This window comes from Pseudomonas sp. 7-41, assembly GCF_021233075.1.
GTDB lineage: Bacteria > Pseudomonadota > Gammaproteobacteria > Pseudomonadales > Pseudomonadaceae > Aquipseudomonas > Aquipseudomonas veronii.
The window spans coordinates 5,510,900-5,531,080 of the sequence record NZ_CP089551.1 but is presented as its reverse complement, the minus strand read 5'-3'; the positions used below and the strand labels follow the sequence as shown (position 1 = coordinate 5,531,080).

Here is a 20,181-nt window from a genome sequence, read left to right as displayed (position 1 = left end):
CGAACCGCCCCTCCCACAAAAGATTATTCGGCGTTGCAGAGCGCCAGGCAGTTGTCCAGCATGCGGTTGGAGAAGCCCCACTCGTTGTCGTACCAGGCCAGCACTTTCAGCAGTTTGCCGCTGGACTTGGTGTGGTTGGCGTCGAAGATCGACGACAGCGGGTTGTGGTTGAAGTCACTGGAAACCAGCGGCAGGGTGTTGTAGCCGAGGATCTTCGAGTGCTGGCTGGCTTCCTTGAGCAGCGCGTTGACTTCCTCGGCGGTAGCGTCTTTCTTCAACTGCACGGTCAGGTCCACCAGCGATACGTTGATCACCGGCACCCGCACGGCCATGCCGGTCAGCTTGCCCGCCAGTTCCGGCAGCACCAGGCCGACCGCTTCGGCGGCGCCGGTCTTGCTCGGGATCATGTTCTGGGTGGCCGAGCGCGCGCGGTAGGGGTCGGTGTGGTAGACGTCGGTCAGGTTCTGGTCGTTGGTGTAGGCATGGATGGTGGTCATCAGGCCGCTTTCGATGCCCAGCTCGCGGTGCAGCACCTGGGCCACGGGTGCCAGGCAGTTGGTGGTGCAGGAAGCATTGGAGATGATCTGGTGGGATTGACGCAAAATGTCATGATTTACCCCGTAGACCACGGTGGCATCCGCGCCTTTGGCCGGGGCAGAGATGATCACCTTGCGCGCGCCGGCGCTAATATGGGCAGCAGCCTTGGCCCGGTCGGTGAACAGGCCGGTGCATTCGAACACCACGTCGATATTGTGCGCAGCCCAGGGCAGCTCGGCCGGGTTGCGAATGGCACTGACGGCGATCCGGTCACCATTGACGGTCAGGCTTTCCTGATCGTGTGCGACTTCTGCATCGAAAGTACCGTGGACGGTGTCGTATTTGAGCAGGTGGGCATTGATCGAGCTGTCGCCCAAGTCATTGATCGCGACGATCTGCAAATCCTGGCGATAGCCTTGGGTATACAGTGCGCGCAGGACATTGCGGCCGATACGGCCAAAACCATTGATTGCGATTCGAAGAGTCATTGAAGAGTGCCTGTCGTCGATTTGTTGTAAGAATTACAAGATTATTCGCATAAAAATAGAAAACAAGCCTTTTTAGTGGCAATATTTTGTTCAATCTACAACGAGTGACCTGAATCAACTGGTCCGATGATCCAAACGACTCTCTGCCATCCCATGTGCCGCGGGCGTTTGATCAGCATAGACACTCAGGTCGCCACATCCGTTAGCCTGGAGTTCTACACATGCATCCCCGCGTTCTTGAGGTCACCGATCGGCTTATCGCCCGCAGTCGTGCAACCCGTGAGGCTTACCTTGCGCTCATTCGCGGCGCCGCCAGCGACGGCCCGATGCGCGGCAAGCTGCAATGCGCCAACTTTGCCCACGGCGTGGCCGGTTGCGGCACCGAAGATAAAAATAGTCTGCGTATGATGAATGCCGCCAACGTGGCAATTGTTTCGTCATATAACGACATGCTCTCGGCGCACCAGCCGTATGAACATTTCCCGGACCAGATCAAAAAAGCCCTGCGCGAAGTCGGCTCGGTCGGCCAGTTCGCCGGCGGCACGCCCGCCATGTGCGACGGCGTGACCCAAGGCGAGCCGGGCATGGAGCTGAGCCTGCTCAGCCGTGAAGTCATCGCCATGTCCACGGCGGTAGCGCTGTCCCACAACATGTTCGACGCCGCGCTGATGTTGGGCATCTGCGACAAGATCGTCCCCGGCCTGATGATGGGCGCCCTGCGCTACGGCCATCTGCCGATGATCTTCGTTCCTGGCGGGCCAATGCCGTCGGGCATCTCCAACAAGCAGAAGGCCGACGTGCGCCAGCGCTACGCCGAAGGCAAGGCCAGCCGCGAAGAGCTGCTGGAGTCGGAGATGAAGTCCTACCACAGCCCCGGCACCTGCACCTTCTATGGCACCGCCAATACCAACCAGTTGCTGATGGAAGTGATGGGCCTGCATTTGCCCGGCGCCTCGTTCGTCAACCCGTACACGCCGCTGCGTGACGCGCTGACCCGCGAAGCCGCGCATCAGGTCACGCGCCTGACCAAGGCCAACGGCAACTTCACGCCGATCGGCGAGATCGTCGACGAAAAATCCATCGTCAATGCCATCGTTGCGCTCAACGCTACCGGTGGTTCCACCAACCACACCCTGCACATGCCGGCCATCGCCATGTCGGCGGGGATCATCCTGACCTGGCAGGACATGGCCGACCTCTCCGAGGTGGTGCCGACCCTGTCCCACGTCTATCCAAACGGCAAAGCCGACATCAACCACTTCCAGGCGGCGGGCGGCATGTCGTTCCTGATCCGCGAACTGCTCGAAGCCGGCCTGCTTCACGAAGACGTCAACACCGTGGCCGGCAAAGGCCTGAGCCGCTACATCCAGGAACCGTTCCTGGTCGACGGCGAACTGATCTGGCGCGACGGCCCGATCGAAAGCCTCGACGAAGCCATCCTGCGCCCGGTGGCCCGCGCGTTCTCGCCCGAAGGTGGCTTGCGCGTGATGCAAGGCAACCTCGGCCGTGGCGTGATGAAAGTCTCCGCCGTGGCCCCCGAGCACCAGGTCGTCGAAGCCCCAGCGGTGGTGTTCCAGGACCAGCAAGATCTGGCCGATGCGTTCAAGGCCGGCCAGTTGGAAAAAGACTTTGTCGCGGTGATGCGCTTCCAGGGGCCGCGCTCCAACGGCATGCCCGAATTGCACAAGATGACGCCGTTCCTCGGCGTGTTGCAGGACCGTGGCTTCAAAGTGGCGCTGGTAACGGACGGGCGCATGTCCGGCGCGTCGGGTAAGATCCCCGCCGCGATCCATGTCAACCCCGAAGCCCAGAGCGGCGGGCCGCTGGCACGGGTGCGCGATGGCGATATCATTCGTGTGGATGGCGTCAAAGGCACCTTGGAGCTTAAGGTGGACGCCGAAGAATTTGCAGCGCGCACACCTGCCACGGGCCTGTTGGGCAATAACGTGGGGGCCGGTCGCGAGCTGTTTGCATTTATGCGCTTGGCCGCAAGCTCCGCAGAGCAAGGCGCCAGCGCCTTTACCTGTGCCTTGGAGACGCTTAAGTGAAGCTTGCGCTGGTCGGTGATATTGGCGGTACCAACGCCCGGTTTGCGTTGTGGCGGGATCAGGCACTGCATTCGATCCGGGTGCAGGCCACCGCGGATCATAAAAGCCCTGAGGACGCGATCAAGGTCTACCTCAAGGAAGAAGGCCTGGCGATCGGCGACATCGGCGCGGTGTGCCTGTCGGTGGCCGGGCCGGTGAGCGGCGATGAATTTAAATTCACCAACAACCACTGGCGCCTGAGTAAGACTGCGTTTTGCAACACCTTGCAGGTGGATGAACTGCTGCTGGTCAATGACTTCTCGGCCATGGCCCTGGGCATGACCCGCTTGAAGCCCGACGAATTCCGCGTGGTCTGCCCTGGCACGCCGGAACCGTTGCGCCCGGCGGTGGTGATCGGTCCGGGCACCGGCCTGGGCGTCGGCACCTTGCTCGACCTGGGCGGCGGCCGTTGGGCCGCGTTGCCGGGGGAGGGCGGCCATGTCGACCTGCCCCTGAGCAGCCCGCGGGAAGCCCAGCTGTGGCAGCACATTTACAATGAGATCGGCCATGTCAGCGCCGAAAGCGCCTTGAGTGGTGCAGGTTTGCCACGGGTGTATCGGGCGATCTGTGCGGTGGATGGTCACTCGCCGGTGCTGGATACGCCGGAAGCGATCACGGCGGCAGGCCTGGCCGGCGACCCGGTGGCGATGGAAGTGTTGAACCAGTTCAGTATCTGGCTGGGCCGCGTAGCCGGTAACAACGTCCTGACCACCGGCGCACGGGGCGGTGTGTATATCGTCGGCGGGGTGATCCCGCGGTTTGCCGACTTCTTTATCCACAGCGATTTTGCCAAGAGCTTCAGTGACAAAGGCTGCATGAGCGACTATTTCAAGGGCATTCCGGTATGGCTGGTGACGGCGCCGTATTCCGGGTTGACCGGGGCGGGTGTGGCGCTTGAACAGGCATTCGCCATGTAGGAGCGAGCTTGCTCGCGAAGAACGTTGACGATAACGAAGCGCATCAGGTGATACGCGGCAGCCTCAGGATTTTCGCGAGCAAGCTCGCTCCTACAGCATGGCCATAACAACAAGGAGGACCCCGTGAGCGTAATCAGTAAATCGATTCTCCTCGTCGACGACGACCAGGAAATCCGCGAATTGCTGCAAACCTACCTCAGTCGCGCCGGTTTCCAGGTGCGTGGCGTGCCGGACGGTGCGGGGTTCCGCCAGGCGATGGACGAGGCGCCGTGCGACCTGGTCATCCTCGATGTGATGTTGCCGGACGAAGACGGCTTCAGCCTGTGTCGCTGGATTCGCCAGCACCCGCGCCAGGCGCAGGTGCCGATCATCATGCTCACCGCCAGTTCCGACGAAGCCGACCGTGTGATCGGCCTGGAGCTGGGCGCCGACGACTACATCGGCAAGCCTTTCAGCCCCCGCGAGTTGCAGGCGCGGATCAAGGCACTGTTGCGCCGCTGCCAGTTCGGCCAGGAGCGCGGCGGCAATGGCGACGTGTTGGCGTTCGATGAATGGCGCCTGGACACGATCAGCCACCGACTGTTTCACGTCGACGGTGAAGAGGTGATCCTCTCCGGGGCCGACTTTGCCCTGCTCAAGCTGTTTCTCGACCACCCGCAACAGATCCTCGACCGCGACACCATCGGCAACGCCACCCGTGGCCGCGACCTGATGCCGCTCGACCGGATCGTCGACATGGCCGTCAGCCGCCTGCGCCAACGCCTGCGCGACACGGAAAAACCGCCGAGGCTGATCCGCACCGTGCGCGGCAGCGGTTATCAACTGGCAGCCAGCGTGGTTGCCGGCAGTGTCCACTGAACACCTGAGCGAACGTCGCCGCCGCTTCCCGGTGCCGCGCTCGCTGCTCGGGCGCATGCTCCTGCTGACGCTGCTCGCGGTGCTGTTCGCCCAGGCGCTGTCCAGCGTGATCTGGGTCTCGCAATTGCGCGCCACCCAGCTCGAAGGCCTGGTCACCAGCGCCCGCAGCCTGGCGCATTCGATGACCGCCAGCGTGAGCTATTTCCGTTCGTTGCCGGTGGCTTATCGCCCGTTGGTCCTCGACCAATTGCGCAGCATGGGCGGCACACGGTTTGTGGTGACGCTCAACGACCGCCCGCTGGACATGGCGATCTTGCCGCAGACCCCGCGCAAGCAAGCGGTGCTCAAGGCGGTCGATGAAGTGTTGCGCCAGACCTTGGGCGCCGATGTGCATATCTCGGTGGAATTCGTCAGCGCCGAAGACCTGCGCATCTTCAATGCCGGGTTGAAACTCGATGAGCTGCCACGCTCCTGGGCGCATTACGCGCTGACCCTGGAACCGGTGAACCCGCCCGTGCTGGTCACCCAGATCCAACTCGCCCCCGGCGAATGGCTGTACATCGCCTCGCTGTTGCCCGAGCCGTACACCAGCCTCGAAGAACAAGGCCTGCCGTCGCAGCAAGTGTGGTTTATCGTGCTGACCAGCGGCTTTTTGCTGCTGTTCATCGGCCTGTTGGTCCACTGGCAGAGCCGGCCGCTCAAGCGCCTGGCGCGGGCGGCGCGGGACATGTCGCTGGGCGCCGACGTGGAGCCGGTGGCCGAAGGCGGCGGCAGTGAAGTGGTCGAAGTCGGGCGCGCCTTCAATGCCATGCGCGAGCGCATCAGCCGTTACCTCACCGAACGCAGCCAGTTGTTCAGTGCAATTTCCCACGACTTGCGCACACCGATCACACGCCTGCGCCTGCGGGTTGAATTGCTTGAAGATGAAAACCTGCAAACCAAATTCGGCCGCGACCTGGACGAGTTGGAGTTGCTGGTCAAAGGCGCGCTGCAATGCGTGAAAGACACCGACATCCACGAAAACATCGAGCCGGTGGACCTCAACCATGTGCTCGACTGCCTGGTGGAACCGTACCTGGCGCCCAACGGCAACGGCCGCGTGACCCAGCATGGGCGCGCGTTGGCGCCGTACCCGGGCAAGCCGCTGGCGCTCAAGCGCTGCATCGGCAACCTGATCGACAACGCATTGAAATACGGGCAGAACGCCCATTTGCATATCGAGGACGATGGCGCGGAGTTCATCCTGCACGTCGACGACGAAGGCCCCGGCGTGCCGGAACAGCGCCTGGAGCAAGTCTTCGAACCGCACTTCCGCCTCGCTGGCCAGCAGCAGGGCTACGGCCTGGGCCTGGGCATCGCGCGCAACATAGCGCACAGCCATGGCGGCGAAGTGAGTTTGCAGAATTTGCGCGAGGGTGGTTTGCGGGTCACCTTGCAACTGCCCCGCACCCTCGACTAAGCAGCGCCGCCGATCAAATGTGGGAGGGGCGCTGAATCACACGCTCTGACGCAACCTGGCCAAATCCCGCAGTGGCGGCGCACCAAACAGCCGGCTGTATTCGCGGCTGAACTGCGACGGGCTTTCATACCCCACCCGATACCCCGCCGCGGAGGCTTCCAGCCCTTCGGCAAGCATCAGCCGCCGCGCCTCCTGCAAGCGCAACTGCTTCTGGTATTGCAGCGGGCTCATCGCGGTGATGGCCTTGAAGCGGTGGTGCAAGGTCGAGACGCTCAGGTTCACTTCCCTGGCCAGGTCATCGATGCGCAGCGGTTGTTCGTAGTTGCCATTGAGCCATTTGATCGCCTGGCTGACCCGATGACTCTGACTGTTGGCTACGGCAATTTCATACAGCCGATAGCCCTGCGGCCCACGTAACAAGCGGTAGAGAATTTCACGGTTGATCAACGGCGCCAGCATGGCGATGTCTTTGGGCGAATCGAGCAAGCGCGTCAAGCGCAGTACGGCGTCGAGCAGTTGGTTGTCGAGGCGGTCGACGTACATCCCACGCGCAGTCGGGCGCGATGGCACGCCCATCGGTCCGGCTTCTGCGATCAGGGCGGTGAGCTGCGCCGGGTCGATGTTGATGCGGATCGACAGGTTCGGGTCTTGCGCGGTGGCATCGATGATCCGCCCGGCCACGGGCATCGACACCGAAAACACCAGGTAATTGAGCGGGTCATAGGCGAAGATTTCATCGGCCAGGCGCACTTCCTTGCGGCCATTGGCCAGGATGCACAAGGCGGGCTCCACCAGCACCGGGCTGAAGTCGCGCGGGGTGTTGTGGCGGTTCAGGAACAGTGACGTGATCGCCGTACCGTAGGAGCCGTCTTCCCAGGTATGCCGACGCACGATGCTGGCCAGTTCGGCGCGCTGTTTTTCCATCTCGGCATCGAGGGGCACGGGCTTAGGTTCGGGCGACGACATAGGGCGTCCTCTGCAGGCTTCTTTGATGGGCTCAGCTTAGCGGTGGCGGTGCAAACCGTGTTATGTCGATTCTGCTCGATCCTTGCCTGATCCTGCGAAGCTGCGTGAATCAGGCAAGCGCGGCGGTTGTCACGTCCCTGAAACAAGGCGTTTGCCGGTGGAATAAAACCGGCGGGCAATCGTCCTGTCTACGCTTTTCGCAGGATTGTGCAATAAGCCGGCAGGAATCGACTAACCGCGCCTCGACCCGCGCCGTTATCTTTGATCCTGTGGCAACACACCCTCACAGTGTTTGCCGAGCATCACTTCTCAACGGGAGAGTCGAACATGTCCACCCCCATTCCCGCGAGCCATATGGCCTTTATCCGCGCCCGTAGCGGCTGCAGCACCGAACTCGGTGCTCGTTTGAGCAGTTTGATCGAACCGGGCCGTCAGGCTCAGGGTTGCCTGCAATTTTCGTTGCAGCATTCCCAGGTCGACCCCGATGTCTGGCTGGTCTCGGGCCTCTGGAGCAGCGAGCAGGCGATGAGTGCCTACTTCAACTCGCCAGCCCTGATGATCTTCACCGAGCTGTTGAACGACGCAGTCGTTCGCAGCATGGATTTCCAGACCTTCACCGATGCATCCGCCGCCAGTGCTTACGGCGAGTACCTGCAACTCGCCGGTTAGGGTTTAGAATGGCCGACTTTCCATTGGCCAGGACCTGCAACATGGCACGTAAACAATTTGCCCACCACGAAGCCGTTTCCGCCGTAGTACCGGGCGAAGGGGGCTACAGCGCCGCCGTCGCCGTCAAGGCACTCGATGGCATGGGCGCACCGCAGTTTCACAAGATCCTGGATGGACAGAAGTTCAAGACGGCATCCGATGCCGATGATGCGGCGACGCTGCACCTTGAGTTGTTGACCGACGTCGACGCAGAAGGTCAGTTGACCTGGGCGACTGCCACAAACTAACGCACGCCGCTGATCTAATGTGGGAGGGGGCTTGCCCCCGATGGAGGTGTGTCAGTCAGCCTATCTGTAGCTGAAACACTGCTATCGGGGGCAAGCCCCCTCCCACATTTTTATTGCATTGCAGTCAGGCTTGGGTGACGCCTGGGCGATACATTTTGAACAGCGCCTCGGGGCCCAGTTGGAAGTAATCCGCCGGGCCGCCGCCACGCAGGATCGGCTCGGCGGCGGCGGTGTCGTAGATCCCATCCTTGAGCAGCCACTTGGCAATATGCACCGCGACCACCTCGCCCAGCACCAGCCAGCTGGGTACCAGCACATGGTCGGCACGCTGCAGCTGAATGATCTGCGTGACCTTGCACTCGAACGCCACCGGGCTCTCGCCCACCCGCGGCACGCCGACGATCTTCGAGGCCACCGGCGTCAGGCCGGACAACTCGAACTCATTCACCTGCGGCGGCACGGCGGCACAGCTCTGGTTCATCTGCTCGGCCAACGGACGGGTGGCCAGGTTCCACACAAACTCGCCGGTCTGTTCGATGTTGTTCAGGCTGTCTTTGCGCCCGACACTGGAAAACCCAATGATCGGCGGAATGTAGTTGAACGCATTGAAGAAACTGTAGGGCGCCAGGTTCAGGTGGCCCTCACTGTCGTGGGACGAAATCCAACCGATCGGTCGCGGGCCGACGATGGCGTTGAACGGGTCATGGGGCAGGCCGTGGCCCTTGGCGGGTTCGTAGTAGTAGCTGTCGTCAGACATGGCTGGGGTTCCTGCTGCGCTTTTCTGGGAGGCCGTCATAGTGCAAGCCATGGCGGCGAATTTCCATCGACCCTATGGAATTTTCATTCAGCGCCCACCTATTTTTCACAGCGTCCCGTTCAGTCTGCGCGCGCGGTCGACACCCCCTATAAGTCGGCCCATTGATAGATTGAGCTTCGGAGCCTTCCACTGCATGAACAAACTTCCTCAGATCACCCTGGCGTTCTGGGTCATGAAAATCTGCGCAACCACCCTGGGCGAAACCGCCGGGGATTTGCTGTCGATGACCCTTAACGTCGGTTACGCCATCAGCTCGATGATCCTGATCAGCGTGTTCCTGGTCACCCTGGTGACGCAACTCTGGTCGAAAGCCTACAACCCGGTGCTGTACTGGATCGTGATCCTGTCCACCAGCACCGCCGGCACCACCATGTCCGACTTCATGGACCGCAGCCTCGGCCTGGGCTACGCCACGGGGTCGATGATCCTGATCGTGATCCTGATGATCATCTTCGCGTTATGGCACCTCAGCGGTGATTCGCTGAACGTGAACAAGGTGCAGACCTTTCGCGGCGAGTTGTTCTACTGGATGGCGATCCTGTTCTCCAACACCTTGGGCACCGCCCTCGGCGACTTCCTTGCCGACGATTCCGGGCTCGGCTTCGCTGGTGGCGCGTTGTTGATCGGCTCGACCATCGCAGTGGTGGTGGCGCTCAAGTACTTCACACGGATCTCGTCGGTGCTGCTGTTCTGGGTGGCGTTCGTGTTGACCCGGCCGTTTGGTGCGACCCTGGGCGACTTCCTGACCAAGCCCCATGCCAAGGGCGGGCTGGACTTCGGCACCATCGGTTCGTCGGCGGTGTTGGCGGCGGTGCTGGTGGTGATGATTATCGGGGCGTCGTATGCGCAGCGGCGCTATGTGCGGCGCGAAGTGGCAGAGTTGTCCTGATTCCACATGTGAGAGGGGGCTTGCTCCCGATGGCGGTGGGTCAGCTTGAGACAAGTTGACTGATACACCGCGATCGGGAGCAAGCCCCCTCCCACATTCGTGACTGCGTTCGGCGGTTAGTTCGTGGTGATCCGCGAGTGCTTGCGGGTGTCTTTCATGGTCACGTAGACCACCAACGACACCGCGATACATGCGGTCACGTACCAGTAGTAGCCGGTTTCCATGCCGATGCTCTTGAACCACAGCGCGATGTATTCAGCGGTGCCGCCGAAGATCGATACGGTCAGCGCATACGGCAGGCCCACGCCCAGCGCGCGGATTTCGGTGGGGAACAGCTCAGCCTTCACCACCGCGTTGATCGAGGTGTAGCCGCTGACGATGATCAGCGCCGCCATGATCAGGAAGAACGCGCCCCACCAGGTCTGGATGGTGTGCAAGGTGGTCAGGATCGGCACGGTGAACAGCGTGCCGAGGATGCCGAAGGCGATCAGGATCGGACGGCGGCCGACTTTGTCCGACAGCGCGCCGACCAGGGGTTGCAGGCACATGAACAGAAACAGCGTCGCCGCCGAGATGGTGGTGGAGTCGGAAATGCTCATGCCGACGGTGTTCACCAGGTACTTCTGCATGTAGGTGGTGTAGGTGTAGAAGGCCAAGGTGCCGCCCATGGTCAGGCCGACCACGGTCATCAGTTCCTTGGGGTGGCGCATCAAGGTACGCATTGCGCTTTCCTTGGCTTTTTCCTTCTTGGTGAACGACTCGGTTTCTTCCATGCCGCGACGCAGGTACAGCGCGACCACTGCACACAGGGCGCCGATGGCGAACGGGATACGCCAGCCCCAATCGTACAGTTGCTCGGTGGTGAGCACTTGTTGCAGCACGATCAGCACCGCCAGGGCTATGAGCTGGCCGGAGATCAGGGTCACGTACTGGAAGCTGGAGAAGAAACCGCGACGCTCCTTGGTCGCCATTTCACTCAGGTAAGTGGCCGAGGTGCCGTATTCGCCACCCACCGACAAGCCTTGCAGCAGACGGGCGAACACCAGCAGGATCGGTGCGCCGACGCCGATGGTTTCATAACCCGGGCTCAGGGCGATGATCAGCGAGCCGAAGCACATCAGCAGCACCGAGGCCATCAACGCGGCCTTGCGACCGGCGCGGTCGGCATACAGGCCCATCAGCCAGCCGCCGATCGGGCGCATCAGGAAGCCCACGGCGAAGATCGCAGCGGTGTTGAGCAGTTGGGCGGTGGTGTCGCCTTTCGGGAAGAAGGCTTTGGCGAAGTACAGCGAGAACGCCGCGTAGACGTACCAGTCGTACCACTCGACCATGTTGCCGACCGATCCGCTGAAGATCGATTTGATGCGGCTGGTGGTGGTGCGTTCTTTCGCCGGCGCAGCCGCCGACCCCAGAGGCAAAGTATTGGAGTTATCCATTGAAGGAACCTTCAGATAGTTGTTTTTATGGAGCGTGCCTGAGCACAGCCTGACTGGGGCTATAGCAGGAGCTGTGCCAGGTGGGGGAAGGTCCGATCTAGAAGGGTTTGCAGCTTTTTTTGAGCGGAAAGCCGCCGATGGTTCTGGGGTGGGTGAGCGGAAATCCGCTTATGACGTGCCTGCGATGGCGTCTTTGAAAACACCACAAAGAACGCCCTAGAGAAACATCTCGCGCACCAACCCATGCCGCTGCATTTTCTCGTTGAAGGTGCGCCGGGGCAGTTGCAGCTCGGCCAGTACCGCCTTGATATCGCCTTTGTGTCGGGTCAGTGCGGCTTTCAGGCAGTGGGCCTCGAAGGCTTCCTGTTGCGCCGCCAATGATTGCCCGGCCTCGATGCCTTCGGGCTCCGGTTCGCCCAGCCCCAGCACCTGGCGTTCGGCGACGTTGGCCAGTTCGCGCACGTTGCCCGGCCAGTCATGGCTGAGCAGGCGCCCCAGTTGCGCGCCACTCAGCGGTTCAACGGTGCGGCCCAGGCGTTCGGCGGCGCTTTGCGCAAAGTGATCGAACAGCAGCGGTATATCTTCACGGCGCTCGCGCAGGGGCGGCAGGCGCAGTTGTGCGACGTTCAGCCGATAGGCCAGGTCTTCGCGAAAGCGTCCGGCGCGGGCTTCTTCCAACAGGTCCGGTTTGGTCGCAGCGATGATGCGCAGATCGACGTGGATGCTCTGATTGGAGCCCAGGCGCTCTAACTTCTGCTCCTGCAACACCCGCAGCAATTTGACTTGCTGGGCCAGGGGCATGCTTTCGATTTCATCCAGAAACAGCGTGCCGCCGTGGGCGTATTCCAGCTTGCCGATACGCTTGCCCTGAGCGCCGGTAAACGCGCCGCTCTCGTGGCCGAACAGCTCGGCTTCAAACAGCTGCTCGGGGATTGCCGCGCAATTGAGCGCGACAAAGGCTTTCTTCGCCCGCGGGCCGAAGTCGTGCAGGCAGCGGGCGACCAGTTCCTTGCCGCTGCCGGTCTCGCCGCGGATCAGCACATTGACCGGCAACGTCGCCAGGTCGAGCACCTGGCGGCGCAGGTTCTGCATGCTGCGGGACACGCCCAGCAGGCTGTTTTCCAGTTGTGTCCGATGATCGGCCTGTTGATGCAGGCGGCGGTTTTCCAGGATCAGCCCACGTTTATCGAGGGCGCGACGCAGGCTGTTGAGCAGGGCTTCGGGGCTGAAGGGTTTTTCCAGGAAGTCGTAGGCCCCGTCGCGCATGGCCTCGACGGCCATCGGCACATCGCCATGGCCGGTCAGCAGGATCACCGGTAAGTCGGCGTCGCGCCGCCGCACTTCGGCCAGCAGTTCCAGGCCGCTGAGGCCGGGCATACGCACGTCGCTCAACACCACCCCGGGAAAGTCCTTGGGCAGTTGCGCCAGGCAGGCCTCGGCGCGACTGAACAACTGCACGTCAAATCCCGACAGGCTCAACCATTGCTCAACGGCTGTGCGAATGCTGGCTTCGTCATCGACCACAATCACCGCATTCAACATAGCTCCGGCGTCTCCAGCGCGATAGGCAGGGTCAGGGTAAACACCGCGCCGTCGCCACGGTTAGCGACGCACAGGCGTCCACCCAGTTCATGCACGATAGCGTAGGACACCGCCAGCCCCAAGCCGAGTCCATCACCCACGGGCTTGGTGGTGAAGAACGGGTCGAACACGCTGTTCAGGTGTTCTTCGGCGATGCCGCCGCCGCTGTCGCTGACGGTCAGTTGCCACAGTTGCTCATCGGCGTGCAGGCGGATTTCCAGGCGTTTGCGCGGCTTGTTGGCCATGGCGTCGAGGGCATTGCGCAACAGGTTGATCAGTACTTGTTCCAGGCGGATCGCGTCGCCACGGACCCAGGCGGGGCGGGTCAGGTCCAGCACGGTGCCGATGCCTTCATCGCGCAGGCGTGCGTCGAGCAGTTGCAGGGCCTGGTCGACCACACTGGCCAGGTCCAGGCGCTCGCGCAGGCCGCTGGGGCTTTTGCGGGCGAAGGTCTTGAGGTGGCCGGTCAGCGCGGCCATGCGGGTGAGCATGTCGTCCAGTGGTGTGAGCGCCTTGTAGGCATCTTCCACGCGGCCATGGTCGAGCAGCAGGCGCAGGGTCGCCAATTGCATGCGCTGCGCGGTCAGCGGCTGGTTGATTTCATGGGCGAGGGCGGCAGACATCTGCCCCAGCGCCGCCAGCTTGGCCGATTGCACCAAACCATCCTGGGCCGTGCGCAGGGCCTGGGTGCGCTCCTCGACAAGCTGTTCGAGCTCTTCGCGGCTGCGCTGGCGCATGCGGGCCAGGCGCCAGCGCTGGGTCAGGAACAGCACCAGGAACACCAGCGCCAGCCATGAACCGGCGGCGGCGAGGCCGGCGTTGCGTTGGTCTTCGAAGGCGAACTGGGGTTTGCGCAGCAGGTGCAAGGTCCAGCCTTCGCCCTTCAGCGGCAGGGATTCCCAGATGTACCGGGCGTTGCCGTCGGGGCCGTTGACGCGCATCAGGTGGCTGTTTTCGTCGAAACGTTGCAGGGTCTGGGTCTCCAGCGATTGCAGCTGTTTCTTGTCGTACTGGCGGGTGGCCGTGAGTTCGGCGAGGTCGCTGGCCGACAGCGGGCGCAGGTTGCGATAACGCCAGCCCGGCTGGTTGGCGATAAACACAATGCCGCGTGCATCGCTGACCAGCAGTAGGTCGTTGCCCTGGGCCCATTCGCGCTCGAGTTCGGGGAACTCCAGTTTGACCACCATCGCGCCGAGGAACTGCTCGTGTTCATCGAGCACCGCGCTGGATAGGAAATACCCCGGCACGCCGGTGGTCACCCCGACCGCATAAAAGCGCCCGGTGCCCTGGCTCAGGGTCTGCCTGAAATAAGGCCGGAACGCATAATTGTGCCCGACGTAACTGCTCGGCAGCTTCCAGTTGCTCGCGGCCACGGCCAGGCCGGTGCGGTCCATCAGTTCCAATGTGGAGGACTGCGCGGCGTTGTTGATACGTTCCAGTTTACGGTTGAGCAGGTCCTGGGTCGCGGCATCCAGCGGGCCTTTCAACGCGCTGATCATTTCCGAATCCAGTGCCAGCACGGCGGGCAGGGCGCGGTAGCGTTCGATCAGGGTGTGCAGCGAGTTGGCGTACAGCGCTAATTGCTGATTGGCACGGGCGGCATCGTCCACCAGGGCCTGGCGTTCAGCGTGGCGGGTGGCCAAGGCAGCGGCCAGCACCGCACCGGCGATGATCAACAGGGAGTAGAAGGTCAGGCGCAGGGGGCGAGGGATCGCGATCATACGGAGATGAACAGCTGCAATTAGGGGGGAGCACCATAGCATGCGCGATAAAAAAGGCGACTGGGCTGTGTAGCCGCAGTCGCCTTTATCGGTGCGAAGAAGCGCTTACTGCACTTCTACCGCCAGGCTTTCACTGATCTTTTTCTGCCAGATGGCAGGACCGGTGATGTGGACGGATTCGCCTTTGCTGTCCACCGCAACGGTGACCGGCATGTCTTTCACTTCGAACTCGTAGATCGCTTCCATGCCCAGTTCGGCGAAAGCCACCACGCGCGACTTCTTGATGGCTTGCGCCACCAGGTAAGCAGCACCGCCTACGGCCATCAGGTACACGGCCTTGTAGTCCTTGATCGCTTCGATGGCGGTCGGGCCGCGCTCGGATTTGCCGATCATGCCCAGCAGGCCGGTTTGTTCGAGGATCTGACGGGTGAACTTGTCCATCCGCGTCGCGGTGGTCGGGCCGGCAGGGCCAACCACTTCGTCGCGCACCGGATCAACCGGGCCGACGTAGTAGATGAAGCGACCCTTGAGGTCCACCGGCAGGGTTTCGCCCCTGTTCAGCATCTCGACCATGCGCTTGTGCGCCGCGTCGCGACCGGTCAGCATCTTGCCGTTGAGCAACACGGTTTCGCCCGGCTTCCAGCTCTGCACGTCTTCCGGGGTCAGGGTGTCGAGGTTGACGCGACGGGCCGAAGGGCCGGCTTCCCAGACGATTTCCGGGTAGGCGTCCAGCGGTGGCGCTTCCAGCGATGCCGGGCCCGAACCGTCGAGCACGAAGTGCGCGTGACGGGTGGCGGCGCAGTTGGGGATCATGCACACCGGCAGGGAGGCGGCGTGGGTCGGGTAATCCATGATCTTCACGTCGAGCACGGTGGTCAGGCCACCCAGGCCCTGGGCGCCGATGCCCAGTTGGTTGACCTTCTCGAACAGCTCCAGGCGCATCTCTTCGATACGGTTGGAAGGGCCACGCTTTTTCAGCTCGTGGATGTCGATGGATTCCATCAACACTTCCTTGGCCATCACGGCGGCTTTCTCGGCGGTGCCGCCGATGCCGATGCCGAGCATGCCCGGTGGGCACCAGCCGGCGCCCATGGTCGGAACGGTCTTGAGCACCCAGTCGACGATCGAGTCGGACGGGTTGAGCATGGCCATTTTCGACTTGTTCTCGGAACCACCGCCCTTGGCGGCCACGTCCACTTCCACGGTGTTACCCGGGACGATGGAGTAGTGGATCACCGCCGGGGTGTTGTCCTTGGTGTTTTTACGCGCGCCCGCCGGGTCGGCGAGGATCGAAGCACGCAGGACGTTTTCCGGCAGGTTGTAGGCGCGACGCACGCCTTCGTTGATCATGTCGTCCAGGCCCATGGTGGCGCCGTCCCAGCGCACGTCCATGCCTACGCGCACGAACACGGTGACGATACCGGTGTCCTGGCAGATCGGGCGGTGGCCGGTGGCACACATGCGCGAGTTGATCAGGATCTGGGCGATGGAGTCACGGGCTGCCGGCGATTCTTCGCGCAGGTAGGCTTCGTGCATTGCCTGGATGAAGTCAACGGGGTGGTAGTAGGAAATGAATTGCAGGGCGTCGGCAACGCTCTGAATCAGGTCGTCTTGCTTGATCACGGTCATGAGTCGCGCTCCTCTATAAGGGAACATTCAATAAAGGTGGCTTCAGTGGGGTGTATCGGTCGGCTGAAACCACCTTTCCAAGGCACGCCGAGTGATGCTGGCGCGACGCTAAAAAGGCGCGGCAGTATAACCCGGCACGGTGGCCGATACACCCGACTATGGTCAAACTCTGCCGGGCGTGATTCCCTGTGTAGGCTTTTTTGATCCGAGACCTTGTATGCCTGAACTGTACGTCGGCGAACGCCACTGGTCGGTCTCCACCGGCAGCAACCTGTTGGATGCCCTGAACCAGGCCGGCGTTGCCGTGCCCTACAGTTGCCGCGCCGGCAGTTGCCATGCGTGCCTGGTGCGTTGCCGGGGCGAGGTCGAGGATCAGCAGCCCGACGCCCTCAGCCCGGCGCAACGCGAGAACGGCTGGCGCCTGGCCTGCCAGTGCCGGGTGACGGCGGACCTGCACGTCGAAGCGTTTGACCCGAGCCGTGACGGCGTGCCGGCCGCGGTGGTCGGCGTGGAGTGGTTGAGCACGCATGTGCTGCGCCTGCGTCTGCAACCGGAGCGCGGCCTGCGCTACCGGGCCGGGCAGCATCTGGTGTTGTGGGCGGGGCCGGTGGCGCGCCCGTATTCCTTGGCCAGCCTGCCCGAGGAAGATCCGTTCCTGGAGTTTCATCTCGACTGCCGTCAGCCCGGCGCGTTCAGCGATGCCGCTCGACAGTTGCGCGTCGGTGACCGTCTGCGCCTGGGCGAACTGCGCGGCGGCGCTTTGCAGTACGACCCCGACTGGCAAACCCGGCCACTGTGGCTGTTGGCGTCCGGCACCGGCCTGGGCCCGTTGTGGGGCGTGTTGCGTGAGGCGTTGCGCCAGGACCACCAAGGCGCGATCCGCGTGATTCACCTGGCCCACGATGCCAGCGGTCACTACTTGGCCGAGCCCCTGGCAGCGCTGGCCGAGCGCCATCCGAACCTGACGGTGGAGCTGTGGACGGCGGCGCAGTTGACCCCGGCCTTGGCGCAACTGCGGCTGGTTTCCCGGCAAACACTGGCCTTGCTCTGCGGGCATCCGGCCAGCGTCGAGGCGTTCTCCAAGCGCCTGTTCCTGGCAGGGCTGCCGCGCAATCAACTGTTGGCTGATGTGTTCCTGTCCAGGTCGATCAGCGGGTGCTGATGACGTTTCCACAGGCAAGCCCATCACTGTGAGCCGCAAAGCAAAAAGCCCCGCCATTCACAGGGCGGGGCTTTGTTTTTTCAGCAGATTACTCAGACCATTGGGTCGCCAACGTGCAGGATCTTCATGCCGTTGGTGCCGCCGATGGTGTGGTAGCTGTCGCCCTTGGTCAGGATGACCCAGTCGCCTTTCTCCACCACGCCACGCTTGAGCAGTTCGTCGATGGCAGCCTGGCTGACTTGCTCAGGCGGCAACGACGCCGGGTCGAACGGTACGGTGTAGACACCACGGAACAACGCCGCGCGGGCCTGGGTTTCGCGGTGCGGGGAGAACGCGTAGATCGGTACCGAGGAACGGATACGCGACATGATCAACGGCGTGTAGCCACTTTCGGTCAGGGCGATGATCGCTTTGACGCCAGGGAAGTGGTTGGCGGTGTACATGGCGGCCAGGGCGATGCTCTGGTCGCAGCTTTCGAACACTTTGCCGATGCGGTGGCTGGAGGTCTTGCTGGTCGGGTGCTTTTCGGCACCGATGCAGATACGCGCCATGGCCTGGACGGCTTCCAGCGGGTACGGGCCAGCGGCACTTTCAGCCGAGAGCATCACGGCGTCGGTGTAGTCGAGCACGGCGTTGGCCACGTCGGACACTTCGGCGCGGGTCGGCATCGGGTTCTGGATCATCGACTCCATCATCTGGGTCGCCACGATCACCGCTTTATTGTGGCGGCGTGCGTGCAGGATGATTTTTTTCTGGATACCGATCAGCTCGGCATCACCGATTTCCACGCCCAGGTCGCCACGGGCAACCATCACCGCGTCGGACGCCTTGATCAGGCCGTCGAGGGTTTCGTCATCGGCCACGGCTTCGGCGCGTTCGATCTTCGCCACCAGCCAGGCAGTACCACCGGCTTCGTCGCGCAGTTTGCGCGCGTATTCCATGTCGGCAGCGTCGCGTGGGAAGGACACCGCGAGGTAGTCCACTTCCATTTCGGCGGCGAGCTTGATGTCGGCCTTGTCTTTTTCAGTCAGGGCCGGCGCCGTCAGGCCACCACCGCGACGGTTGATGCCTTTGTGATCCGACAGCGGGCCGCCGATGAGCACGGTGCAGTTCAGTTCGGTAACGCTGGCGGTGTCGACTCGCATGACCACGCGACCGTCGTCCAGCAGCAGTTCGTCGCCGACGCCGCAATCCTTGACCAGGTCCGGGTAGTCGATACCCACGACGTGCTGGTTGCCGTCGGTCAGCGGGTGGCTGGTGGAGAAGGTGAACGTGTCACCGATCTTCAGCTCGATCCGTTTGTCGGTGAATCTGGCGATGCGGATTTTCGGGCCTTGCAGGTCACCCAGCAATGCGACGAAGCGACCGTGTTTGGCGGCCAGGTCACGCACCAGCTTGGCGCGAGCCTTGTGCTCGTCCGGGGTGCCGTGGGAGAAGTTCAGACGGGCAACGTCCAAACCAGCCAGAATCAGCTGTTCGAGGACTTCCGGCGAGTTACTGGCCGGGCCAAGGGTGGCGACGATTTTGGTACGACGGACGGACATGCACAGACTCCTGAGTTCAAGCGCTGAGGAAGGCTACTATGCTCTTTGGTTGTAGTCATTGTTCGTTTGCACTACTTATCGGCGATTCGCTTTTCGCTCCGGTTGAATAGCTGAACAACCTTGAAGATTTTTGACGAGGGGTCGATACACTGCACAAGACAGGAGAACCCTCATGCGAATTTTGCTCATTGCTGCCCTGGCCGTCAGTGTTGTCGGCTGTACCCGCTGGTCGATGGACCACCATTTGAACAACGCCTACCGTGCGTATGGGGTTGGTGACTGCGAGCGCGTGACCCTGGAATTGTCCCAGGTCGACCGGGAAAGTCGCACCCGGCGCTATGTGCAGCCGGAGGTCTCGATGTTGCGCGGGCAGTGCCTGGAGCGACAGAAGTTGTTCGTCGACGCGGTGCAAACCTATCAGTTCATCATCAACCAGTACCCGTCCAGCGAGTACGCCTACCGGGCCCGTGCGCGTCTCGACACCCTGCAACAACTGGGGCACTACTCCGGCGCGAGCGTTGCGCAGCCACGTCCGGCGTCGTTGTGATGGTATTTGTCGTTGCGTAGCTGGCCCGTTGCCAGTCTTAGGCTATTCTTTGAATGTCCGTTTGTACAAGTTTGTGTCCAAACGGATGGAACACTTGGGATTGGCAGGCTGTAGAGTGGCAAAGCGCTAGCTGTTGTCGCACCGATCTCCAGGGAGAGCGGGGGTGTTTGGCCCGTTCCGAATCACTGGCGTGGCCAGAGTTATGGCCAATGGATGGCGATATCATCATGTTTACCGACCGACGAATTGAGCGGCATCAATTGTCTTGTTTCCTGCAAGTGTTCAACCGGCTTACGGATAAGCCCATTGGTTACTTGGGTAACGTATCCGCAGAAGGACTGATGTTGATCAGTCAATTGCCGATGATGGTCGACGTGGCGTTCGAGCTGCGCTTGAAGATTCCCACGGTCGACGGTGATTTCCAGGCAGTTGATTTCACGGCGACCTGTTTATGGAGTCACGAGGACATCAATCCCCAGCATTACGACTCGGGTTTCAGCGTGGCTGAGGCGCCTGCCGAATACGGCCAACTGATCAATGCCTTGCTGCAGTATTTCAGCTTTGACCCCTTACAGGCGTCCGCTTAG

General features: G+C 62.1%; 18 protein-coding genes. 10 read left to right on the top strand and 8 right to left on the bottom strand.

From position 1 onward, the window contains the following. Nucleotides 1–23 precede the first annotated feature (23 nt). A complete protein-coding gene (gap, locus tag LQ249_RS25100) occupies nucleotides 24–1,025 on the bottom strand; it encodes a type I glyceraldehyde-3-phosphate dehydrogenase (protein ID WP_057004545.1) in 1,002 nt (333 codons plus the stop codon). A 221-nt stretch (nucleotides 1,026–1,246) separates the two neighbouring features. Here gap and edd point away from each other — a divergent pair, with 221 nt between their 5' ends. From edd to LQ249_RS25080, 4 genes are all read left to right on the top strand, one after another. Further along, nucleotides 1,247–3,073 carry a phosphogluconate dehydratase gene (gene edd / locus LQ249_RS25095; protein ID WP_046382228.1) on the top strand — a complete coding sequence of 609 codons (1,827 nt, stop codon included), beginning with the start codon at nucleotides 1,247–1,249 and terminating at the stop codon, nucleotides 3,071–3,073. Further along, nucleotides 3,070–4,029 carry a glucokinase gene (locus LQ249_RS25090; RefSeq protein WP_079444606.1) on the top strand — a complete coding sequence of 320 codons (960 nt, stop codon included), beginning with the start codon at nucleotides 3,070–3,072 and terminating at the stop codon, nucleotides 4,027–4,029. The genes edd and LQ249_RS25090 overlap by 4 nt, the downstream gene beginning before the upstream one ends. Nucleotides 4,030–4,152: 123 nt before the next feature. After that, nucleotides 4,153–4,887, top strand: a complete 735-nt coding sequence (locus tag LQ249_RS25085; RefSeq protein ID WP_046382230.1) for a response regulator — start codon at nucleotides 4,153–4,155, stop codon at nucleotides 4,885–4,887. Between the two features lie 31 nt (nucleotides 4,888–4,918). Next, nucleotides 4,919–6,346, top strand: coding sequence for an ATP-binding protein (locus LQ249_RS25080; RefSeq protein WP_162231530.1), 1,428 nt, complete (start codon nucleotides 4,919–4,921; stop codon nucleotides 6,344–6,346). Between the two features lie 36 nt (nucleotides 6,347–6,382). Here the strand turns inward: LQ249_RS25080 and LQ249_RS25075 are convergent, their stop codons facing one another. Further along, nucleotides 6,383–7,312: an AraC family transcriptional regulator gene (locus tag LQ249_RS25075; RefSeq protein ID WP_057004543.1), complete on the bottom strand. Its 930-nt coding sequence runs from the start codon at nucleotides 7,310–7,312 to the stop codon at nucleotides 6,383–6,385. A 327-nt stretch (nucleotides 7,313–7,639) separates the two neighbouring features. On the opposite strand from LQ249_RS25075, the gene LQ249_RS25070 reads away from it, so the two are divergent. Then, nucleotides 7,640–7,981, top strand: a complete 342-nt coding sequence (locus LQ249_RS25070; protein WP_046382232.1) for an antibiotic biosynthesis monooxygenase family protein — start codon at nucleotides 7,640–7,642, stop codon at nucleotides 7,979–7,981. 41 nt (nucleotides 7,982–8,022) lie between these two features. Next, nucleotides 8,023–8,268 (top strand): hypothetical protein, encoded by a 246-nt coding sequence (locus LQ249_RS25065; RefSeq protein ID WP_017846087.1) that lies wholly within the window; start codon nucleotides 8,023–8,025, stop codon nucleotides 8,266–8,268. Nucleotides 8,269–8,392: 124 nt separating this feature from the next. On the opposite strand, the gene LQ249_RS25060 is transcribed toward LQ249_RS25065, so the two are convergent. Continuing rightward, nucleotides 8,393–9,025, bottom strand: coding sequence for a flavin reductase family protein (locus tag LQ249_RS25060; protein WP_046382233.1), 633 nt, complete (start codon nucleotides 9,023–9,025; stop codon nucleotides 8,393–8,395). Between the two features lie 193 nt (nucleotides 9,026–9,218). Here LQ249_RS25060 and LQ249_RS25055 point away from each other — a divergent pair, with 193 nt between their 5' ends. Continuing rightward, on the top strand, nucleotides 9,219–9,974 hold the full coding sequence (locus LQ249_RS25055) for a COG4705 family protein (protein ID WP_057004542.1): 756 nt from the start codon (nucleotides 9,219–9,221) through the stop codon (nucleotides 9,972–9,974). A 116-nt stretch (nucleotides 9,975–10,090) separates the two neighbouring features. Here LQ249_RS25055 and LQ249_RS25050 read toward each other — a convergent pair whose 3' ends face one another. The 4 genes from LQ249_RS25050 to LQ249_RS25035 form a co-directional block, all read right to left on the bottom strand. Next, on the bottom strand, nucleotides 10,091–11,410 hold the full coding sequence (locus LQ249_RS25050; RefSeq protein WP_046382234.1) for an MFS transporter: 1,320 nt from the start codon (nucleotides 11,408–11,410) through the stop codon (nucleotides 10,091–10,093). A 216-nt stretch (nucleotides 11,411–11,626) separates the two neighbouring features. After that, the gene (locus LQ249_RS25045) at nucleotides 11,627–12,952 is read right to left on the bottom strand and encodes a sigma-54-dependent transcriptional regulator (RefSeq protein ID WP_193039586.1); all 1,326 of its coding nucleotides are present in this window, start codon (nucleotides 12,950–12,952) and stop codon (nucleotides 11,627–11,629) included. Next, entirely contained in the window at nucleotides 12,946–14,712 is a 1,767-nt protein-coding gene (locus LQ249_RS25040) for an ATP-binding protein (RefSeq protein ID WP_057004541.1), read from the bottom strand. The genes LQ249_RS25045 and LQ249_RS25040 overlap by 7 nt, the downstream gene beginning before the upstream one ends. A 105-nt stretch (nucleotides 14,713–14,817) precedes the next feature. Further along, nucleotides 14,818–16,341 carry a fumarate hydratase gene (locus LQ249_RS25035; protein ID WP_017846082.1) on the bottom strand — a complete coding sequence of 508 codons (1,524 nt, stop codon included), beginning with the start codon at nucleotides 16,339–16,341 and terminating at the stop codon, nucleotides 14,818–14,820. 217 nt (nucleotides 16,342–16,558) lie between these two features. Between LQ249_RS25035 and LQ249_RS25030 the strand changes: the two genes are divergently transcribed. Next, nucleotides 16,559–17,503, top strand: coding sequence for an iron-sulfur-binding ferredoxin reductase (locus LQ249_RS25030; RefSeq protein WP_201021479.1), 945 nt, complete (start codon nucleotides 16,559–16,561; stop codon nucleotides 17,501–17,503). A gap of 92 nt (nucleotides 17,504–17,595) precedes the next feature. On the opposite strand, the gene pyk is transcribed toward LQ249_RS25030, so the two are convergent. Continuing rightward, nucleotides 17,596–19,047 carry a pyruvate kinase gene (gene pyk, locus LQ249_RS25025; protein ID WP_046382238.1) on the bottom strand — a complete coding sequence of 484 codons (1,452 nt, stop codon included), beginning with the start codon at nucleotides 19,045–19,047 and terminating at the stop codon, nucleotides 17,596–17,598. Between the two features lie 172 nt (nucleotides 19,048–19,219). On the opposite strand from pyk, the gene LQ249_RS25020 reads away from it, so the two are divergent. Together LQ249_RS25020 and LQ249_RS25015 are read left to right on the top strand one after the other, a co-directional pair. Further along, nucleotides 19,220–19,594 (top strand): tetratricopeptide repeat protein, encoded by a 375-nt coding sequence (locus LQ249_RS25020; protein WP_017139782.1) that lies wholly within the window; start codon nucleotides 19,220–19,222, stop codon nucleotides 19,592–19,594. Nucleotides 19,595–19,821: 227 nt separating this feature from the next. After that, entirely contained in the window at nucleotides 19,822–20,181 is a 360-nt protein-coding gene (locus LQ249_RS25015) for a PilZ domain-containing protein (protein WP_046385190.1), read from the top strand.

What these genes read in the sequence shown, in the direction of transcription:
- gap (WP_057004545.1), bottom strand. Translation starts at nt 1,025, where the DNA reads ATGACTCTTCGAATCGCAATCAATGGTTTTGGCCGTATCGGCCGCAAT.
- edd (WP_046382228.1), top strand. Translation starts at nt 1,247, where the DNA reads ATGCATCCCCGCGTTCTTGAGGTCACCGATCGGCTTATCGCCCGCAGT.
- LQ249_RS25075 (WP_057004543.1), bottom strand. Translation starts at nt 7,312, where the DNA reads ATGTCGTCGCCCGAACCTAAGCCCGTGCCCCTCGATGCCGAGATGGAA.
- LQ249_RS25070 (WP_046382232.1), top strand. Translation starts at nt 7,640, where the DNA reads ATGTCCACCCCCATTCCCGCGAGCCATATGGCCTTTATCCGCGCCCGT.
- LQ249_RS25065 (WP_017846087.1), top strand. Translation starts at nt 8,023, where the DNA reads ATGGCACGTAAACAATTTGCCCACCACGAAGCCGTTTCCGCCGTAGTA.
- LQ249_RS25060 (WP_046382233.1), bottom strand. Translation starts at nt 9,025, where the DNA reads ATGTCTGACGACAGCTACTACTACGAACCCGCCAAGGGCCACGGCCTG.
- LQ249_RS25055 (WP_057004542.1), top strand. Translation starts at nt 9,219, where the DNA reads ATGAACAAACTTCCTCAGATCACCCTGGCGTTCTGGGTCATGAAAATC.
- LQ249_RS25050 (WP_046382234.1), bottom strand. Translation starts at nt 11,410, where the DNA reads ATGGATAACTCCAATACTTTGCCTCTGGGGTCGGCGGCTGCGCCGGCG.
- LQ249_RS25045 (WP_193039586.1), bottom strand. Translation starts at nt 12,952, where the DNA reads ATGTTGAATGCGGTGATTGTGGTCGATGACGAAGCCAGCATTCGCACA.
- LQ249_RS25040 (WP_057004541.1), bottom strand. Translation starts at nt 14,712, where the DNA reads ATGATCGCGATCCCTCGCCCCCTGCGCCTGACCTTCTACTCCCTGTTG.
- LQ249_RS25035 (WP_017846082.1), bottom strand. Translation starts at nt 16,341, where the DNA reads ATGACCGTGATCAAGCAAGACGACCTGATTCAGAGCGTTGCCGACGCC.
- LQ249_RS25030 (WP_201021479.1), top strand. Translation starts at nt 16,559, where the DNA reads ATGCCTGAACTGTACGTCGGCGAACGCCACTGGTCGGTCTCCACCGGC.
- pyk (WP_046382238.1), bottom strand. Translation starts at nt 19,047, where the DNA reads ATGTCCGTCCGTCGTACCAAAATCGTCGCCACCCTTGGCCCGGCCAGT.
- LQ249_RS25020 (WP_017139782.1), top strand. Translation starts at nt 19,220, where the DNA reads ATGCGAATTTTGCTCATTGCTGCCCTGGCCGTCAGTGTTGTCGGCTGT.
- LQ249_RS25015 (WP_046385190.1), top strand. Translation starts at nt 19,822, where the DNA reads ATGTTTACCGACCGACGAATTGAGCGGCATCAATTGTCTTGTTTCCTG.